The sequence below is a fragment of the Alkalibacillus aidingensis genome, from assembly GCF_014595945.1.
In the GTDB taxonomy this organism is placed as follows: Bacteria; Bacillota; Bacilli; order Bacillales; family Alkalibacillaceae; genus Alkalibacillus; species Alkalibacillus aidingensis.
On the sequence record NZ_JABXWU010000003.1, the window covers coordinates 1 to 16,607 of the forward strand.

Consider the following 16,607-nt stretch of genomic DNA (forward strand, 5'->3'; position numbering starts at 1 on the left):
AACTTCAACAAAACGTGAAAGACGTTTGCGTTTCGACTTGGATCATCTCTTATCTAGTTTTGAAGGTGCTTCACCTTACATATGTTAATTGAAATTATCATTAAAAATTTCAATTATGCACTTGCATTTTTACTCGAAGGTGAATATAATATAATTTGTCGCAGGAAAACCTGAGAGAATTACAAATGAATATGTCCGGTGGTAATGGCAGAGAGGTCACACCTGTTCCCATGCCGAACACAGCAGTTAAGCTCTCTAGCGCCGATGGTAGTTGGGGTTTTTCCCCTGCGAGAGTAGGACGCTGCCGGGCATATATTAACCATTCTCCTTCGTGGACAGTTTAATCATATTCCAGCGTAGCTCAGTGGTAGAGCAGTTGGCTGTTAACCAATTGGTCGCAGGTTCGAATCCTGCCGCTGGAGCCATTATTTTGGAGAGCTGTCCGAGTTGGTCGAAGGAGCACGATTGGAAATCGTGTAGGCCGCTACCGCGGTCTCGAGGGTTCGAATCCCTCGCTCTCCGCCATATTATAAATGGCCCGTTGGTCAAGTGGTTAAGACACCGCCCTTTCACGGCGGTAACACGGGTTCGAATCCCGTACGGGTCACCACTATTCTTTCAATCATCTATGTGAGATAAAGAAGATCGAAATCATATAGAAAATATAGACTTACGTCCCGGAGGATTAGCTCAGCTGGGAGAGCACTTGCCTTACAAGCAAGGGGTCGGTGGTTCGAGCCCGCCATCCTCCACCATTTTAAAAACTAAATAGTCAATTAAATTTATGTCGTCTGGGTTCGCTACTATATGAATCACAGTCAATATCGCGGGGTGGAGCAAACCCGCAACAATGAAACAACATCTTCGCAGGTTTGCGAGGAGCACATAGCTACAATGTATCGCTACAAAGCGACGAGCAGTCAATTAAATTTATGTCGTCTGGGTTCAGCTACTATATGAATCACAGTCAATATCGCGGGGTGGAGCAGTCTGGTAGCTCGTCGGGCTCATAACCCGGAGGCCGTAGGTTCAAATCCTACCCCCGCAACCAAATTATTTATTCATTCTATTTGACCATCATACGTTAAGAGAATAAAATAAATGACTCCTTGGTTTAGACACAACAGTTAGGTCCGGTAGTTCAGTTGGTTAGAATGCCTGCCTGTCACGCAGGAGGTCGCGGGTTCGAGTCCCGTCCGGACCGCCATTTTAAATTGCACCATATTATAAATTAATAAAATCAGTATTTATTCACTTCATTTATGGCTCGGTAGCTAAGCGTAAACCTCATGAAAATTCATCTGAGTAGCTTTGCGAGCAAGTAACCATCATTGATTTTGCTAATTCTGTGAGCACTGTTTACTCACAAGGTATCTAGAGTGAATAAAGTTTTCACTTCATTTATGGCTCGGTAGCTCAGTCGGTAGAGCAACGGACTGAAAATCCGTGTGTCGGCGGTTCGATTCCGTCCCGAGCCACCATTTATCAATGGAGGGGTAGCGAAGTTGGCCAAACGCGGCGGACTGTAAATCCGCTCCCTTTGGGTTCGGCGGTTCGAATCCGTCCCCCTCCACCATTTCTTTTAATATAAACGTAGGGGTATAGTTTAATGGTAAAACGAAGGTCTCCAAAACCTTTGATGTGGGTTCGATTCCTACTACCCCTGCCATTTTTTATATGGCGGTCGTGGCGAAGGGGTTAACGCACCGGATTGTGGCTCCGGCACTCGTGGGTTCGATTCCCACCGATCGCCCTTTTTATTGGGCCATAGCCAAGCGGTAAGGCAACGGGTTTTGGTCTCGTGATTCCCAGGTTCGAATCCTGGTGGCCCAGCCATTTTATTCTTATTTATCACATTTTTATATTTTAATCATAATTATAATGCGGAAGTAGTTCAGCGGTAGAACACCACCTTGCCAAGGTGGGGGTCGCGGGTTCGAATCCCGTCTTCCGCTCCATTAATTGGCGGCATAGCCAAGTGGTAAGGCAGAGGTCTGCAAAACCTTTATCACCGGTTCGAATCCGGTTGCCGCCTCCATAATTTATTAATAATACATAATTTATAATAAACCTAAGCTGGTAGACAGTTAACCTTTTAACTGCCTACCAGCTTTTTTGTTGTACATATTACTATGGTTCTAGAATGGCTCTGAAATATTATTTTAAAATCATTTAAATTAGTTTGACAGAAAAAATCAATCACGTTATAATTAGAGTAAATTTTCAGGTAATTATATTCGGTTATATGTTTGAGGTTATTTTTTTATACATTATATGTAAGCGCTTTATTATTAATGTTTAAGGAGTCTTCTATATCAATGAAACTATCAAATTTATTAACAGAGCAAAGAAACGAAAATAGTATGAATCTTGATCAGCTACCTACCATGGATATACTAAAGATTATCCATCAGGAAGATAAGAAAGTTGAAAAAGCTGTTGAAGAGGTTTTACCGCAAATTAATGAAGCAGTAGAAAATATTTATGAAAGGTTAAGCAGAGGAGGACGCTTAATTTACGTAGGTGCGGGTACTAGTGGTCGATTGGGTGTACTTGATTCTTCAGAATGTCCTCCAACATTTATGACTGACCCCGAAATGGTTCAGACATTAATGGCTGGTGGAATGGGAGCTTTCTTTGAAGCTAAGGAAGGTTCTGAAGATAACGAGGAGCAAGGTGCACAAGATTTATTTAATAAAAATGTGACTGAAAATGACGTTATTGTTGGGATTACAGCAAGTGGTCGTACCCCGTATCCAATTGGTGCTTTAAAAAAAGCTAAGGAAGTTGGTAGTTACACGGTTTCATTATCTTGTAATCCCCATTCCCTTATTAGTGAATATGCGGATACAGCCATTGAGGTGATAGTTGGACCTGAAGTGTTGACAGGTTCGACGAGAATGAAGGCGGCTACTGCACATAAAATGATTTTGAATATGATCAGTACGACAACGATGGTGAAGCTAGGTAAAGTTTATGAAAACTTAATGGTTGATGTTCAGGCAAGTAACTTTAAGTTAATGAACCGGGCACGTCGAATTATTATGGATATTACTAATGTTTCATATGAGGAGGCGGATCGGGTACTTTCTGAGACTAAGAATCAAGTTAAACCGGCAATTGTTATGATTAAAAGTGGTGTAGATGTTAATCAAGCACAACAAGCCATCAATGATAGTGATGGAGATGTCCGTAAAGCTATCCAATTAGCTCTTGATCAGAAGTGAATTCGCATCGTAGTAAAAAACTATGAATGCGTTTCATATATTAATAAGTTTTAAAGGGGGAGAAGAAATTGAACAGATTATTTAAAGGTCATTTTTTACTTATGATAATGGCCATAGCTATTTTGGTTTTTGCCGCTGCATGTGCACCAGATGAGGCACCGATAGATGATGGTAGCGATTCAGATTCAACTGAAGAAAATGGAGATTCAAATGGTGATTCAGACAGTGATTCTGAAGGTGAAGCATCTGGTGACGGTGAGATCAGTGGAGAGCTTGAAATCCAGTATTTTGTTGGTGGTTATGGTGATTCTTGGTGGAAAGAAGTGATTAGTGACTTTGAAGCCGAGTATCCAGATGTAGAAGTGGTTGAACATGCTGGTGCGAGTATTAATGAAGAAATGAGATCGCGCTGGGTTTCTGGTAACCCACCTGATGTCGTTTATATTGATGGTGCTGGTTCTAGTGAGACTCAAATGGTAGAAGACGGTCAGTTAATGAACTTAACTGATTGGGCAGGAGAGATTGAATTAGAAGATGGTTCTCCAATTCTAGATAGTTTTATTGCAGAGCCGTCTGACTTTGATGGTGAATTATACAGCTTACCGTTAGTATTTGATGCTTGGGGTACTTGGTATGATATGGCGTTGTTCGACGAAGGTGGCTATGAAGTACCATCTGATTTTGAAAGCTTCATGAGCACAATGGGTGATATCCAAGAAGGAGAGGGAATTGAGCCATTTGTTACAACTGGTCAACACCCTTACTACTTCTCAAGAGGTATGTTGTACCCAGCATTTGCTGCGTATGGTGGTAATGAGCTTCTAGCTGACATCATTCAAGGTGCAGATGGTGCATGGGAAACTGATGAAGCAGTAGAGATTATGCAAGGCGTAGAAGACATGGTGGAAGCAGGATATGTTGATTCTGGTCTTGGTGCACTAAATCATACACAGTCTCAAATGAACTTCCTATTACATGAAAATGCATTTATCCCAGTAGGGTTCTGGTTACCAAATGAAATGGAAGGGGATACGCCTGAAGATTTCGAGTATGGCTTTATTCCTTCACCTATGAACCCAGAAGGTGAACCAATGGCAATTGTTCCTGACTTACGTCCACTTGCTATTGCAGAAGAAGCAGATAATCCTGAAGCTGCTAAAGCGTTTGTTGAGTTTGTATTTACAAGAGAATATGCGCAGCTATTCTCTGAACATACAGGTGCGATTATGAACATTGAGGGTGTGGATCTTTCTGAGAATCCAAATGTACCTGAATATCTAATCGAAGCTAATGAAATGATTAATGATCCTGAACAAGTTCAGATCTACTATAAGCCTCATCCAATGAGTGCTGACTTAGAGACACCTTTAAGTGACTCTCTAGTTTCATTACTATTAGGTAACATAACTGCAGAAGAATTTATTGAAGAAGCAGAAGAGGCAGCAGAAGAATATCGTGATGAGGAAGAATAATTAAAAATGTATGGAATGTAGAATGTGTTCCATTTCTGCATTCCATACAATTATTTAACATGGTTTAAGTGATGAAGGGGTTAAAATAATAACTTATTTTATGGTACAAGATGATGATTTAACTGAATATAAATAACTAAGACATTTGCTTATAAAGAGCATAGAAAAATCATCTTTGAGTGAAAAGAGTGGTTGTATGGTTCAAAGTAAAAAACAAAAATACATATTTCTAGCATTCTGTTTGGTTCCGACATTTATTATGTTTGCTATATTCACATTATATCCGTTGTTTAGTGGACTCTACTATTCTTTATTTGAATGGTCAGGGGCTTCACAAACAAGAGAATTTGTTGGATTAGATAACTATGTGAAATTATTTAATGACGGTATTATTCCGAAAACCATTTGGCATGATTATTTTCTAGTGATTACAAAAGTATTTGGAATTATGGTTATGGCATTATTTATTGCGGTCGCATTAACACAGCTTAAAATCAAGGAAGCGCCATTTTATCGAATTATCTTCTTCTTTCCAAATATCATGTCAGTTGTTGTTATCGGTATTTTATGGATGTTTATTTACAACCCGAACCTTGGTCTAGTCAACTCTGGATTAGAGGCTATCGGTTTGGAGGAATGGACGAGACCGTGGCTAGGTAGTGAAACATGGGCTTTACCAAGTTTAGTCTTACCTTCGATTTGGGCTGGTATAGGGTTATTTATGTTACTGCTTATGGGTGGTATTGCTAACATATCTAAAAGTAATTATGAAGCGGCTGAAATTGATGGAGCTTCAGAGTGGCAGCAGTTTTGGCATGTCACCTTGCCTTTGATTTGGCCACAGATTAAGATTTCAATTCTTTATATTGTTATTACAACATTAAACGGTTCATTCATTATTGTTCAAGTTATGACTGGTGGTGGACCAAACAATTCCACTCATGTTATGGGGTCCTATCTGTACCAACAAGCATTCACCCAATACAACTTCGGTTATGGAGCAACTATTGGTGTAATGATCCTAGTTCTATCTCTGGTTACTGTATTGATCCTACAATTCTTACTCAGAAGAGAAAAAGTAGAGTATTAAAGAGGGGAGGAACGTATTATGAAACGTACAGTGGGTGAAATATTGGTTAGATCAGGTATCAGATTACCCCTAATTCTTTGGTCATTAGCAGTTTTATATCCGATTTTCTGGATGTTTTTAGGAGCGTTTAAGACAAACGCTGAAATTTATGCGAATCCGTGGGGGGTTCCAGAGTCATTTGAATTTGGAAACTTTGTATCAGCATGGACAGAATATAATTTAGATACAAGCATTTTTAATAGTTTAATAGTGACGGCTTTTGGGGCCGTTCTATGCCTTGTATTAGCGATCCCAACAGCTTATGCTTTAGAGCGAGTAAAGTTTAAAGGTAGTCATGCGTTATTCACTTTATATATTTCAGCGATGATGATTCCGATGGTACTAGGTTGGATTCCTTTATTCTTCTTATTAGCTCAGTTTAATTTATTGGATAATATTTTTGGTTTAGGAATTGTTTATGCCATTTCACAATTACCGTTTACGATTTTTGTTTTAACTAGCTTCATGGGTACAATTCCTAAGTCATTAGAGGAATCAGCAGCCATGGATGGCATGTCACCATATGGGGTGCTTTGGAAAATTGTAACACCCTTAACGACTTCAGGGATTATTACAGTGACGATTATGAACTCGATTCAGTTCTGGAACGAATACTTTATGGCGTTAATCTTCTTGGATTCTAGTGAAAATTATACACTAGCCTTGGCGATTGACTTTATTAGTAATGAAGCTCAATATACTAATGCATGGGGGGTCCTCTTCGCCAGCTTAGTTATTGCGATTGTTCCAGTCATTATTCTTTACTCGATCTTCCAACGTCGTATCTCTCAAGGTATGACAGAAGGGGCCATTAAGGGATAATCATATTAACATTTACGGGGTGCTTTGGTCTTAAGGCCAAAGCACTTTTTTCATCTTATATAAAATTCCTCTTGAAGTCATGAGGACAAGTCTATTATAATGACTTTAGCAACACAAAATATAGTGTTGTAATATTAAAGTAAAACTATATATGGTAAAAACGTTTGTGTAGATGCCTTTTTAGGCTTAATAGGGAATTTGGTGAAAGTCCAAAACTGCCCCCGCAACTGTAAGCGTGGACGAAATGGTTAACCACTTTATAAGGATTGTTAAGAGCAACTTATAAGGGAAGGGCCAAAGTAGGTTGAAACGTAAGTCAGGAGACCTGTCTACATAAGCAAAGTTTACATTTTCTTCGGGGATTGAGAGAATGAAACGACTGTGTGGATATTCAGTAGATTGATATTTAACTAGTCTATAAGTATATGAATATGACAGATCGTTTTATTCGCTTCCCCAACTTAGGAAGCGATTTTTTTATTTTAAGGAGGATGACAGATGGAGACAGTTAAGGCAAGAACACGCGTGACAGATGGCGATGGCGAGGAATTCCTAGATTTGGAACGACTTAATCGGTTTATTCACCGGATGTCTACGAATCTTGATCACTTAGATGTTACTAGCTATGGAATAAAGGTGTTTGAAGCTCTTCATGGTAAAGAAGAGGTATCAAAAAAACAAATCACTAATGAGCTATTGTTAAGAGGTCTTGAAAATATAAGCCCGAGTGAACCAGATTGGACTTATGTTTGTTCGAATATTTACCTCAACCAATTGTATAAACAAGCAGCGAGTAATCGAGGGTTTCAAAGTACAGACAAATATGGCCCTTTTGATCAACTACATAAGCAATTAACTGACATGAATATATATAGTGGCCAAATTTTAAACAACTATACAGAAAAAGAAATTAAAGAATTAGGAGAAATAATAGATCCTGAAAAAGATCGCCTGTTTACTTATATTGGTTTAAAAACATTAGCTGATCGCTATTTAGCAACAGACCATGATGGTAACGTGTTTGAATTACCACAAGAGAGGTTCTTAACGATTGCCATGACGTTAATGGTTAATGAACCAAAAGAAGACCGTCTTGAGCTCGTTAAGGAGGCTTATTGGGCCTTAAGTAATTTATATATGACGGTTGCAACACCAACGTTAGCGAATGCAGGTAAGTCTTATGGACAATTGTCTAGTTGCTTCATCGATACAGTAGATGATAGTTTGCAAGGAATTTACGATTCGAATACTGACATAGCTAATTTGTCGAAAAATGGTGGCGGAATTGGGGTGTATTTAGGAAAGATTCGCGCCCATGGTAGTTCGATTAAAGGGTTTAAAGGTGTTTCAAGTGGCGTGATGCCTTGGATGAAGCAGTTAAACAATACCGCTGTGAGTGTTGATCAATTAGGACAACGACAAGGTGCTATTGCCGTCTATTTAGATATATGGCATCAAGATATTTTTAAATTTTTAGATGCCAAGTTAAATAACGGTGATGAAAGACAGCGTACACACGATTTATTTACAGGTGTTTCTCTTCCTGATCTTTTTATGGAAAAAGTCGATGCGAGAGAAGACTGGTATTTGTTTGACCCTCATGAAGTAAGAACTGTGATGGGATACAGCTTAGAAGATTACTATGATGAGAAGACTGGAGCCGGATCCTTTCGAGAGAGGTATGAAGAATGCGTTAATCACCCTGATCTTAGTAAAGAAAAAGTTCCAGCAATTGAAATTATGAAGCGGGTTATGATTAGTCAGCTAGAGACAGGAACGCCTTATATGTTCTATCGAGATGAGGCTAACCGTCAAAACCCAAACTCACATAATGGCATGATTTATTGTTCTAATCTATGCACTGAAATCATGCAAAACCAGAGTGCGACAACGGTAGAAGAACAATATACAGAAGACGGTAAAATAATCATCACGAAGACTCCAGGCGATTTTGTGGTTTGTAACCTATCAAGTATTAACCTAGGAAAAGCAATACCAGATGAAGTGTTAGAAAGATTAATTCCAATCCAGGTGAGGATGCTAGATAATGTCATTGATCTAAACAATATCCCTGTTTTACAAGTTCAACTGACTAATCAAAAATACCGTGCAGTTGGGCTAGGAACTTTTGGTTATCACCATCTATTGGCACTGAAAGAGATCAAGTGGGAGTCAGAAGAAGCAGTTGATTATGCTGATCAATTATATGAACAGATCGCCTTTTTGACGATTAAGGCCAGTATGGAACTCGCAAAAGAGAAAGGTCATTATCCGTTATTTGAAGGCTCTAAATGGCATGATGGGAGCTACTTCGAACAAAAAGACTATCATAGTGAAGTATGGGGCGAACTTAAGCGGGATGTACAAAAGTATGGGATGCGCAATGGATATTTAATGGCAGTGGCACCGAATTCAAGCACGAGCATTATTGCCGGAAGTACAGCGAGTATTGACCCAATCTTTAAGAAATTTTATTCCGAAGAAAAGAAAGATTATAAAATTCCAGTTACTGCTCCAGATTTAAGTCCGAAAACGTTCTGGTATTATAAATCCGCCTATGAAATTGATCATACTTGGACAATTAAGCAAAATGCGGTTAGGCAAAAGCATATTGATCAGTCTATTTCATTTAATTTTTATGTTAAAAATACGATTAAAGCAAAAGAGTTACTAGATTTACACATGTTTGCTTGGAAATCCGGCTTTAAAACAACTTATTATACGAGATCAACCTCATCTGACATTGAGGACTGTGAGAGCTGTGAATCATAATAGAGGAGGATTAAAGGAATGAATCACCAATCATTACAAGAACGAAAGCTATATGATCTACATGCACCGAATGCCTCAACAGGGATCATTAACGGGGAAAGCTCAAACGTCTTAAACTGGGATGATGTGCGCTTTAAATGGGCATATCCAATGTATAAAAATATGCTTGCCAACTTCTGGACGCCATTTGAAATCAATATGTCAAATGACCGTAAGCAATGGCCAGAGTTAACAGCAGAAGAACAAGAGTCATTTAAAAAGATTATTGGATTACTAGCCTTTTTGGATTCGGTCCAAACTGATTATTCGGCAAAAGTAGCTGATTACTTAACAGACTCTAGTTTAGCTGCTTTAATGCAAGTGCTATCATTCCAAGAAGTGGTTCACAATCAATCCTATTCTTATATCTTGTCATCTTTAGTCGATAAACAAGAACAGGATGAAATCTTTGAATACTGGAAGCATGACGACGTATTAAAAGAACGCAATAACTTCATCGCGGAAGGTTATGAACGCTTTGTCGATGAAAAGTCACCACAAGCTTTTATAGAATCAGTCGTTTATGATGTTGTTTTAGAAGGGCTCTTTTTCTATGCTGGATTTGCCTTCTTCTACAATCTAGCACGAAATCAGAAAATGGTATCGACCAGTACAATGATCAATTATATTAATCGAGACGAACTGTTACATGTTAACCTGTTTGCCCATATCTTTAAAGAAACTTTAAACGAAAATCCGGAACTTAACACAGAGGAAAATATTCAGTTTGTAACGGATACATTTAAACAAGCAACAGAGTTAGAAGTTAACTGGGGACGTCATATTATTGGCAATAAAATTGATGGCATTCATATGGACGAGTTAGAAGAATATATCCAGTATACAGCCAATAAACGCTGCAAACTATTAGGTGCACCGGTTCCATTCCCTGGAGTGACAGAAAACCCATTAAAGTGGATTAAAGCGTATAAGGAAGTAGATGAAGGAAAGTCTGATTTCTTCGAGCAAAAATCAAGACAGTATACGAAAGTGTCTGATGATAACGGTTTTGATGAATTATAATAATATTAGTGGTTAGAAGGCTCTGTCACGTGATTGCAGAGCCTTCTTTCCACCACCTTATCTTGACAAAAACTCTAAATTATTATATGATTATTTTTGTCGCAAAAAAGTTATATACATGCCGGTGTGGCGGAATTGGCAGACGCGCACGACTCAAAATCGTGTTCCTCACGGAGTGTCGGTTCGACCCCGACCACCGGTATTACCAAGTAAATATAGGTCTCGTTTAAAGACTATAAAACACTCACAAATGTTGATATATCAATGTTTGTGAGTGTTTTTTGTTTTTAAGAATACGATAGAAAAAGATATGTTTTGAAATTAAAATGCACAAAAATGCACAAGGTTATTTGCATTTTTTACTATCTACCTTTTTAGGGATTTAGAAAAATATGTTAATCCAAAAGAAGTAAGATGGTTCTCACTACGAACATACTTATGCTAATAAATATGTCATCTGTTATGTTAATATATGATTCATAAAAAGGGGAGTTGTATCGAATTTGAAGTGTAACGGACGGATTAGTTGAACAATGGTTTGAGATGTTACAATTATGTTGGGCACTGGAAGAGGAAATATTAGGAGGAAAAGGGTTGAATATTGAACAAAAATTATATTATGCAGCAAAAGAGCTTATTGAAAAAAGATATCGTACTGGTTGGGGTGGTGCAGCAGCAATGCACACTAACGATGGAGAAATATTGACAAGTGTCGCACCAGAGGTCATAAATGCTTCAACAGAGTTATGTATAGAAACAGGTGCAATTTTGGAAGCACATAAATTTAATACCAAAATTACTCATTCAATTTGTGTTGTAAGAGATGATGAAAATGGAGAATTTAAGGTATTAACACCTTGTGGGGTCTGTCAGGAAAGATTAATTTATTGGGGAAGAGATGTAAAAGTTGCGGTATCTGTTTCAAATGATGAGAAACAATTACTTTTTAAAACATTGGAAGAAGTCCAGCCATATCATTGGTCTCGCGCATACGAAGATGAAGGATTTTTCGAATAACGGAACGGGGCAATAGTTAAACAGGAGGATCGTCTTTTCGACGATCTTTTTTAATTAAAAAGGTTTATTGGGTTTTTGTTAATATTTTAGTGATAGTAGCCTAATCAGTAATCTTACTGTAAAGGGCGTTTTAGAGAAATAAAAAATGGTAAAATTAAATTATTACTTTTTATAGAGGAAAGCAATATGGATATTAGATTATTGAATAAAGTTGAAAGCCCGTCTATGAATATGCCTCGTTTATCTCAAAATTTATAAAAAATTGAATTTATATACACAAACAGCTTCATTAATTTAAAAATAAACGCTCTGAGTTTACATGCTCGGAGCGTTTACTCTATGATAATTATGTGTGTATTGCATTACTCATTAGGTTGGTAAATCTAGCATTAAATACAGTTTCCATTGTAATATTTTACTTAAAACTTTTAAACGATTTATGCCACCATACTTTCAAATATATTCATAGTCTCACGTTCATCTTCAATACGTCGCTCCTGTAATAAATGTGCATATTTGTTAAAAGTTGTTTGTATATCACTATGTCCTAGTCGTTCACTTACATAATCAATAGAAACATCCCTATGAAGCAGTACACTAGCATGAGTATGACGCAATCCATGCATTGTGATTGGATTGATTTCCAGTTCTTTTAAAATTTCTTTTAACTTTTTATTTGCAGTGGAATTAGATATTACTTTATATTTTGAATTAGAATTAAAAAAAACTAATTGGTTTACGTTTGAAGGCATAACTCTAAAAAGCTTTTTAAATGCTTCCATTGTTCTTCTGTCGATCTTTATAATTCGATTTGATTGCTCGTTTTTGGTTGGTCCAAATCCTTCAGGTGACCGTTTCAAATATCCCCATGCTTTTTCAACATTAATTGTGTTACTTTGGAAATCAAAATCTTTTGTCGTTAAACCAACTAACTCTCCAAAACGTAGCCCTGATGTTAAACCTAACAAAATTAAATAATATTCTAATCCGTAATCAAGTATTGTAAATAGTTTATTTAATAATCTCTGACTTTCATTATAATTTAAGTGTTTCTCAATAGGTTTCTTTGATTTAATGGTCCAAGTTAACTCCGCCTTTCTAGTGAAGTCATGTCTTATAATTTCGTCTTCCATAGCATCTTGTATGCAAGCACGAATATGTGAATGTACTTTTTCTACAGTTTCACGAGACTTAGTTGCACCAAAATTATTTAAGAATAACTGATAATCATGACGTTTTAAATTTTGTAATGGAATATCTCCGAAATGTGCTTTTATAGCATTAAGAGTATATTTATAATTATATTTTGTAGATCCTGCTACATTAGGTTTATATAATTCAACCCACTTCTCAAAATATTCATCGATATGTTGTGGACTTGAGGGTGTTGAAGATGGTAAATGTCCTTTTTTTATTTGTAATTCCATTTCATTCCCTGCAAGTTGTGCTTCTTTTTTAGTTCTAAATCCACCTTTTCTAAATTGTTCTGTTTTACCATTTACCGTATAACTAACCGAATATTGAAAAGTTTTACCTCTTTTTTGAGCTCCTGCCATTTTTATCACTCCCTATTATTTTTGAGAAGCTAATAGTATATTTTTAGAATAAGAATGTTAGTGATTTATCTTAATAAGATTTAATTAGCGTTATTTTATACTTTATCTTTAATAAACTTTTCAGCTGCATCTTTTGCTTCATATGCTGTTCGAAAACCTCTTTTTCTATATATTCTCTTTCTTCCATTTTGAATACTTATAACACTAAACTGCCATGAATTCCCTCTTTTTAATATTTTAATCATAGTTGATCACTCACCTTTCGAATTATTAATTTTCTGTATTAAGTAATTTGAATATAAATTAAATATTAGACTCTGACAAAGTAGAGTTTGAAAATATATCTGAATAAAGACATGCAATAAACCCACCTGTGACATCTTTTTGTTCCACTTATGACACATTTTTGACCCACCTATGACTTAGAGAGACCCAACCTCTTATATAATAGACTTGCACCATAAGGTGCAAATCTACTATATAGGAGGTTTTTTCATGGTGAAGTATCGTGAAATACTAAGGCTCCATGCACAGGGAGTTACACAAAGGGGGATAGCATCTAGTTGTGGGCATTCTAGAACTACGATTCGCAATGTAGTCAATAGGGCCGAAGAAAAGGACCTTTCTTGGCCGTTTGAGACTAATTTGACCGATTCAGATATTCAGAATCTATTGTTTCCAGAAAAGCATCAGTCTATTGATTTCAGAAAAAAGCCAGATTGCGAATACATTCATAAAGAGTTAGCCAAGTCTGGTGTGACCTTATCGCTGTTATGGAATGAGTATTCACTTAACTGTCGAGAGAATAATGAAATCCCATATGGTTATCGACAGTTTTGTCGTTTTTACCATAACTATGCGATTAAAACTAAAGCCACTATGCGTATCAAACGAAAACCGGGAGAAATTCTTGAAGTCGACTGGGCTGGGCAAACCATGCATCTAACCGATAATCTTACTGGTGAAGCAATCCCAGTCTATGTATTTGTATCTACATTACCCTGTAGCCAATATTCATATGTAGAGGGGTTTCTTACAATGAACACCGAGAGTTGGATTACTGCTCATATTAATGCTTTTCAATTTTACGGTGGTGTTCCCCGTGTTATTGTGCCAGATAACTTGAAGACAGGTGTGATCAAGGCTTCAAGAACCGAACCCATCATCAACACGACATATCAAGAAATGGCCGAACATTATCAATCGACGATTATTCCTGCACGTGTGCGTCATCCGAAGGATAAGCCGAGTGCTGAAGGGACTGTTGGCCATATATCAACTTGGATCATCGCCTCTCTACGTCATGAAACGTTCTTTTCATTAAGTGAGTTAAATAAAGCAATCCATGAAAAGTTAAAAGAGTATAATTTGAGACCTTTTCAGAAAAGAGATGGAAACAGGCAGACGGCCTATATTGAGGAAGAAAAGTTTGCGATGGCCCCTCTGCCTGCTTCACCGTACGAAATCGCCACTTGGCAAAAAGCAACCGTACAATATGATTATCACATAAACATTAATAAGATGTATTATTCTGTCCCTTATGATTATATCAAACACCAGGTGGATGTTAGGGTAACCCGCAATATCATCGAAGTCTTCTACAAAAGTCTCCGCATTGCATCTCATAAAAAGTTGACAGGGAAACCAGGACAATTTTCTACCGTTCCTGATCATATGCCTAAAGAGCATCAACAATATATTGACTTCAACCAAGAGTATGTTTTGAAATGGGCTCGATCAGTGGGCGAATATACTTTTAAAACAGCTGAGAGTATATTAGCTTCTTATCAGTCTGAAAAGCAAGGGTTAAAATCTTGCCTCGGTTTAATTAAGTTAGGAGATAAACATTCCATCGAACGACTTGAAATGGCTTGTGAAAAAACTCTATCTTACACTCATCGTCCAACACTTAAAAGCATTCAGACCATTTTAAAAACCGGACAGGAAAAAGTAACAAAAGAAGAACGGAAAAAATCTACAAAACAAAATAATGGAAGCTCTTACGGGTTCACTCGTGGAGCTGATTACTATGGGGGTAATTAGAATGACTACTGAAAACACATTAACAAAATTAAATGATATGAGGTTAACTGCCATGGCAGAAACGTATAGGGAACAATTACGTAATCCCGAATATCAAGAACTATCATTTGAAGAACGTTTTGGATTACTTGTCGATTTAGAATGGTCTCATAAACAAAATAATAAATTGGATCGATTAATTAAAGCTGCAGAATTAAGAGATAGACAAGCTTCCATCGAAGATATTGAGTACCACCCTGACCGAAAACTTGATAAGACACAAATCCTCAGACTAGCTAATGGGCAATACATTCAGGATCGACATAACATCATATTGAAGGGCGCATCAGGAAATGGGAAAACATACTTAGCTTGCGCATTTGGTCTCGCTGCTTGTCGACAGTTCTATAAAGTCAAGTACACAAGGTTACCAGACTTATTAGATGAACTCGCCATCGCAAGAGGTGAAGGAACTTACCGAAAGGTAATGAAAAAGTATAAGAAAGTTAATCTTTTAATATTAGATGAATGGTTGTTGACCCCTTTAAGAGAAAGTGAAGCAAGAGATCTCTTAGAGATCGTAGAATCGAGGCACCAAGAATCATCAACCATTTTCTGTTCTCAGTTTGACCCAAAAGGGTGGCACGAGAAAATTGGTGAAGGTACATTAGCAGACGCTATTTTAGATCGAATCGTCCATGATTCATATAACATCTTAATAGACGGCAAAGTTTCTATGAGAGAGCGACACGGTTTAAACCAATAGTTAACCTATGTGGCCACTATCAGATTGATAGTGGCTCACTTCATGTCATCGCTGGGTTAAAACCATGTCACGGATGGGTCAAAAAGATGTCAAAGGTGGACCACTCAAAGGACAATATTCAAATTCATCTCCTTGTAAAAAACTTTAAATAATTTTCTGACGCCCAAATGCTTTTTCCTAATTATTTCTATCAACTACATAAATACGTGTTAAAACCAGAGTAAACATTGTTTTAAAGATATTGAGAAAATATATGCTATTTTATTTTTGTGAATTAATGTATCGCTTGGTAAGGGTACTAATTATATAACGATTTACCAAAATTTTATAAATTACTAAATAGATGACGACAAAATAACTAGAACCTGTATTTTAAGTGATGGAAGAAGAGGGTTTTATAAACTCTGTAAATTAATTAGTAGAACGTAGTCATTAAAGGTTCTATGAATGTAATATGTCACGGAAATGCTTAAATTTTATGTGTTACTAAACCTTGAATGGCGGTGTTTTAAATCACAGGTATATGAACTGGTTTATAGCCTCAAGGGGGGATGGTTAAGTGTACCCCTTTGAACTTATTAATTTCTCCTAGAATCTCTAATATGAATTATGGAATGCATGATTTTAGATACATATAACTAATTTTTATATCTTACTTATTGGTATTATTTACGTTCGCTAATCATATGTCTAATTAAAATCTTACAAACTTCTCGATAAGTGATGTTACTTTATCTTGGATATCGAAATTAGGTTCACTAT

At 36.9% G+C, this 16,607-nt stretch carries 11 protein-coding genes, 14 tRNA genes, 1 rRNA gene and 1 riboswitch; of the genes, 24 read left to right on the forward strand and 2 right to left on the reverse strand.

Features of this window, described 5'->3' with window-relative positions:
* Window positions 1-194: 194 nt before the first annotated feature.
* The 22 genes from rrf (at window position 195) to HWQ49_RS07280 (ending at window position 11,501) form a co-directional block, all read left to right on the forward strand.
* Window positions 195-310: ribosomal RNA gene (rrf, locus tag HWQ49_RS07175) — 5S ribosomal RNA — on the forward strand.
* A 40-nt stretch (window positions 311-350) separates the two neighbouring features.
* Window positions 351-425: transfer RNA gene (locus HWQ49_RS07180), tRNA-Asn, on the forward strand.
* Between the two features lie 7 nt (window positions 426-432).
* Window positions 433-525, forward strand: a tRNA-Ser gene (locus HWQ49_RS07185).
* 10 nt (window positions 526-535) lie between these two features.
* Window positions 536-610 (forward strand) — tRNA-Glu (locus HWQ49_RS07190).
* A 69-nt stretch (window positions 611-679) separates the two neighbouring features.
* Window positions 680-755: transfer RNA gene (locus HWQ49_RS07195), tRNA-Val, on the forward strand.
* A gap of 219 nt (window positions 756-974) precedes the next feature.
* A tRNA-Met gene (locus HWQ49_RS07200) sits at window positions 975-1,051 on the forward strand.
* 79 nt (window positions 1,052-1,130) lie between these two features.
* Window positions 1,131-1,207 (forward strand) — tRNA-Asp (locus HWQ49_RS07205).
* 198 nt (window positions 1,208-1,405) lie between these two features.
* Window positions 1,406-1,481: transfer RNA gene (locus HWQ49_RS07210), tRNA-Phe, on the forward strand.
* A gap of 9 nt (window positions 1,482-1,490) precedes the next feature.
* Window positions 1,491-1,576, forward strand: a tRNA-Tyr gene (locus HWQ49_RS07215).
* Between the two features lie 19 nt (window positions 1,577-1,595).
* Window positions 1,596-1,669: transfer RNA gene (locus HWQ49_RS07220), tRNA-Trp, on the forward strand.
* A gap of 11 nt (window positions 1,670-1,680) precedes the next feature.
* Window positions 1,681-1,753, forward strand: a tRNA-His gene (locus tag HWQ49_RS07225).
* 8 nt (window positions 1,754-1,761) lie between these two features.
* Window positions 1,762-1,836: transfer RNA gene (locus HWQ49_RS07230), tRNA-Gln, on the forward strand.
* A gap of 47 nt (window positions 1,837-1,883) precedes the next feature.
* Window positions 1,884-1,958, forward strand: a tRNA-Gly gene (locus HWQ49_RS07235).
* Between the two features lie 6 nt (window positions 1,959-1,964).
* Window positions 1,965-2,038: transfer RNA gene (locus HWQ49_RS07240), tRNA-Cys, on the forward strand.
* Window positions 2,039-2,318: 280 nt separating this feature from the next.
* Window positions 2,319-3,227 carry an N-acetylmuramic acid 6-phosphate etherase gene (murQ, locus tag HWQ49_RS07245; RefSeq protein WP_188206942.1) on the forward strand — a complete coding sequence of 303 codons (909 nt, stop codon included), beginning with the start codon at window positions 2,319-2,321 and terminating at the stop codon, window positions 3,225-3,227.
* Window positions 3,228-3,328: 101 nt separating this feature from the next.
* Window positions 3,329-4,699, forward strand: a complete 1,371-nt coding sequence (locus HWQ49_RS07250; RefSeq protein WP_188207139.1) for an ABC transporter substrate-binding protein — start codon at window positions 3,329-3,331, stop codon at window positions 4,697-4,699.
* A 196-nt stretch (window positions 4,700-4,895) separates the two neighbouring features.
* Window positions 4,896-5,789, forward strand: coding sequence for a carbohydrate ABC transporter permease (locus tag HWQ49_RS07255; RefSeq protein ID WP_188206943.1), 894 nt, complete (start codon window positions 4,896-4,898; stop codon window positions 5,787-5,789).
* 18 nt (window positions 5,790-5,807) lie between these two features.
* A complete protein-coding gene (locus tag HWQ49_RS07260; protein WP_188206944.1) occupies window positions 5,808-6,650 on the forward strand; it encodes a carbohydrate ABC transporter permease in 843 nt (280 codons plus the stop codon).
* 153 nt (window positions 6,651-6,803) lie between these two features.
* A riboswitch (cobalamin riboswitch) is annotated at window positions 6,804-6,997 on the forward strand.
* 151 nt (window positions 6,998-7,148) lie between these two features.
* Window positions 7,149-9,422, forward strand: a complete 2,274-nt coding sequence (locus HWQ49_RS07265) for a ribonucleoside-diphosphate reductase subunit alpha (RefSeq protein ID WP_188206945.1) — start codon at window positions 7,149-7,151, stop codon at window positions 9,420-9,422.
* 18 nt (window positions 9,423-9,440) lie between these two features.
* On the forward strand, window positions 9,441-10,484 hold the full coding sequence (locus HWQ49_RS07270; RefSeq protein ID WP_188206946.1) for a ribonucleotide-diphosphate reductase subunit beta: 1,044 nt from the start codon (window positions 9,441-9,443) through the stop codon (window positions 10,482-10,484).
* Window positions 10,485-10,604: 120 nt separating this feature from the next.
* Window positions 10,605-10,686 (forward strand) — tRNA-Leu (locus HWQ49_RS07275).
* A gap of 392 nt (window positions 10,687-11,078) precedes the next feature.
* Entirely contained in the window at window positions 11,079-11,501 is a 423-nt protein-coding gene (locus HWQ49_RS07280; RefSeq protein ID WP_188206947.1) for a cytidine deaminase, read from the forward strand.
* A gap of 437 nt (window positions 11,502-11,938) precedes the next feature.
* On the opposite strand, the gene HWQ49_RS07285 is transcribed toward HWQ49_RS07280, so the two are convergent.
* Window positions 11,939-13,057 (reverse strand): site-specific integrase, encoded by a 1,119-nt coding sequence (locus tag HWQ49_RS07285; RefSeq protein ID WP_188206948.1) that lies wholly within the window; start codon window positions 13,055-13,057, stop codon window positions 11,939-11,941.
* A gap of 95 nt (window positions 13,058-13,152) precedes the next feature.
* A complete protein-coding gene (locus HWQ49_RS07290; RefSeq protein WP_188206949.1) occupies window positions 13,153-13,302 on the reverse strand; it encodes an Arm DNA-binding domain-containing protein in 150 nt (49 codons plus the stop codon).
* Between the two features lie 250 nt (window positions 13,303-13,552).
* Here HWQ49_RS07290 and istA point away from each other — a divergent pair, with 250 nt between their 5' ends.
* A complete protein-coding gene (istA, locus tag HWQ49_RS07295; protein WP_188206950.1) occupies window positions 13,553-15,100 on the forward strand; it encodes an IS21 family transposase in 1,548 nt (515 codons plus the stop codon).
* A gap of 1 nt (window position 15,101) precedes the next feature.
* Complete coding sequence (gene istB / locus HWQ49_RS07300) at window positions 15,102-15,845, forward strand: IS21-like element helper ATPase IstB (protein ID WP_188206951.1); 744 nt, start codon at window positions 15,102-15,104, stop codon at window positions 15,843-15,845.
* Window positions 15,846-16,607 lie beyond the last annotated feature (762 nt).

Bases quoted from the DNA above. Each gene is read 5' to 3' on its own strand.
- murQ (WP_188206942.1), top strand. From the start codon at position 2,319: ATGAAACTATCAAATTTATTAACAGAGCAAAGAAACGAAAATAGTATG.
- HWQ49_RS07250 (WP_188207139.1), top strand. From the start codon at position 3,329: ATGATAATGGCCATAGCTATTTTGGTTTTTGCCGCTGCATGTGCACCA.
- HWQ49_RS07255 (WP_188206943.1), top strand. From the start codon at position 4,896: ATGGTTCAAAGTAAAAAACAAAAATACATATTTCTAGCATTCTGTTTG.
- HWQ49_RS07260 (WP_188206944.1), top strand. From the start codon at position 5,808: ATGAAACGTACAGTGGGTGAAATATTGGTTAGATCAGGTATCAGATTA.
- HWQ49_RS07265 (WP_188206945.1), top strand. From the start codon at position 7,149: ATGGAGACAGTTAAGGCAAGAACACGCGTGACAGATGGCGATGGCGAG.
- HWQ49_RS07270 (WP_188206946.1), top strand. From the start codon at position 9,441: ATGAATCACCAATCATTACAAGAACGAAAGCTATATGATCTACATGCA.
- HWQ49_RS07285 (WP_188206948.1), bottom strand. From the start codon at position 13,057: ATGGCAGGAGCTCAAAAAAGAGGTAAAACTTTTCAATATTCGGTTAGT.
- HWQ49_RS07290 (WP_188206949.1), bottom strand. From the start codon at position 13,302: ATGATTAAAATATTAAAAAGAGGGAATTCATGGCAGTTTAGTGTTATA.
- istA (WP_188206950.1), top strand. From the start codon at position 13,553: ATGGTGAAGTATCGTGAAATACTAAGGCTCCATGCACAGGGAGTTACA.
- istB (WP_188206951.1), top strand. From the start codon at position 15,102: ATGACTACTGAAAACACATTAACAAAATTAAATGATATGAGGTTAACT.